1 protein-coding gene is annotated in these 2,185 nt (G+C 39.7%); it reads right to left on the bottom strand.

Annotated elements, in window-relative coordinates:
- Positions 1-2,185, bottom strand: a 2,185-nt coding sequence (locus B0186_RS11220; RefSeq protein ID WP_211272450.1) for a hemagglutinin repeat-containing protein, incomplete at both ends; no start/stop codon positions are given.

Raw genomic sequence — 2,185 nt, forward strand, 5'->3', positions numbered from 1 at the left:
GTGATAACCGCACCTTTTAAATCAGTATGCTTTTTAACCTCAACATCAAAACCTTCATTGCCTGCAAATAACCCCGCTTGTGTTTTTACGCTGGCATAATCTGCATTTACTTTAGATTGGTTGTAGCTGCCGCTAGCGGAGAAACCATAGCCTACCGTTACTTGACCTGAAACATTCATTTGTTTGCCTTTGTAAGTCATTGTGTCTTGTAGGCTTTCAATATTGAGATTTTGGGCTTTGAGGTTGATTTTATTGCCTAATACTTGACTGCCTTTGATATTGGTTTCTTTTTGACTGGATAAAGAGGTTTGACTTTGTAAACTGCCGACTTTGCTTGCAAGCCAACTTGTTTCATCGCCATTGCCATAGCCTTTGCCGTAATTTCCCCCTGCGGTAATGCCGAAGGCAAAGCCATTTGAGCCATAACTCACTGCAACACCTGCATTAAATCCGCTAGACTTGTTTTTACTGCGTTCTTGATGATGCTGTTCTTTGGCAAGTAAGTTAATTGCATTTTCTGCTGAAAGTGCGGTGGATTTTTTGCCACTTATGTAGGAACCCACGACATTAATATCAGAATTTTCTCCTGCACCTTGAGCGACGATATTCACTGCCTTACCTGCATTAATTTGGCTTGCCTCTGCTTTTGTTCCTTGAGTATCGGTGGATTGGACGTTCTTTTGTTGACCGTAGGTTATAGATACGCTGATATTCGCATCTGCCATATTTCCATTAGCCAGTGCCTTAGTTGCATCTATGGCTTGCCCTACTTGTTCTACTGTGCGTAAAGCATCAAAACCTACATTCGCAGCAGCTAAGGCATTAATGCGGTTATTTTTACTTTCTCCCACTTTTTTCACCGCACTTACTGTATTTTTAGCGGCAAGTGCGGCTTGAACCGCTGGAATATTTATCGCTATCGTTAAGCCTTTTTGTTCAAAGGTGCGTTTGTAATGGCTAATATAATCTAAGCCAGCAGCCTCAATATCGACTTTTTTAGCCATAATAGTTGCATCACCATGTTGAGCAGTAACTATGCTGCCGACTTGCTTATAATCCCCTTCGGTTAACAAGGTTACATTACCTTTTAAACTGCCAACTTGACTATGAGCTACGCTTTCTGTCTGTTGTTCTTGCTCCGTACGCTCTTTTTTCTGACCGATTGTAAAGCCAATTCCACCGCCAGATCCTAATAGCCCACTTTTACGGCTATAATGCTCATCTTGCTCTTTGGATAGATTCGTCTCTGCGACAATATCTATCCCATTTTTTGCCACCATTGCAACATCTTGCTCACCTACAATAGTTGAACCAGAAACCTGTACTTTACCTTGCTCTGCCAATACTTTTACACTTTCTCCATCAATATTGCTTCCTACCGTTTCAGTATAATGATGTTGATGACGTGTAAGCTCGGTGGAACTACTAAATAATCCTTTTGTGGAACTCTTAATGCTGTTGGCAACCTGTTCTTCTGTTTTGCCTGCCACTATATCAATATTGCCTGTTGAAGACTGCAAAGTAACATCTGCTTGTTTACTACTCAGCTCCGCTTGGCGCAAATGAATATCTTGTTCGGCGAGTAAAACAACAGCATTTTTTGCCGTAAACTGACTACCAACCTCAGTTTTTTGATTCAAACGGTAATAGTTATCTGCATCAGCGTTGTAATGTTCTTTGTTATATACCGCTAATGTTGCAGATTCTATATTTTTTGCAATTGCCTCAATATTTCCTTGGCTTTTAATCAATGCGCCTTTAACTGTTAAATCACCATCTGCTTGCAAAGATAGTTTTCCCTTTTCGCCGCTCACTTTCAATTGGCTCATTTTATCCACTACACGTCGGGCAAAATCAGTTGAAGTTTTTGTTTCTCTCAAGGTGCTTGCAATTTCTAAATTTTTCCCTGCTGATAAAGATAATTTATCAACTGCCTCAATTTTTCCACCTAAATTAATTAAGTGTTGTTTTGCTGATAAATCCACTGTGTCACCCAGAATAACACCTTGATTGTTTATTTGTTCCGCATTTATCTGAGTTAATTTTCTACCTGCAATAATCCCTGAATTTTGTACATTATCAAGCGTACCAATAATTGTATTAGCAGAAATTAAAGCACCTTGTGCCGTAATATCACTATGACGAGGAACTAAATAAACCTGAGGTACAAGTGCGGTAACTTTTT

It is taken from the genome of Canicola haemoglobinophilus (genome assembly GCF_002015075.1).
Taxonomy (GTDB): Bacteria; Pseudomonadota; Gammaproteobacteria; order Enterobacterales; family Pasteurellaceae; genus Canicola; species Canicola haemoglobinophilus.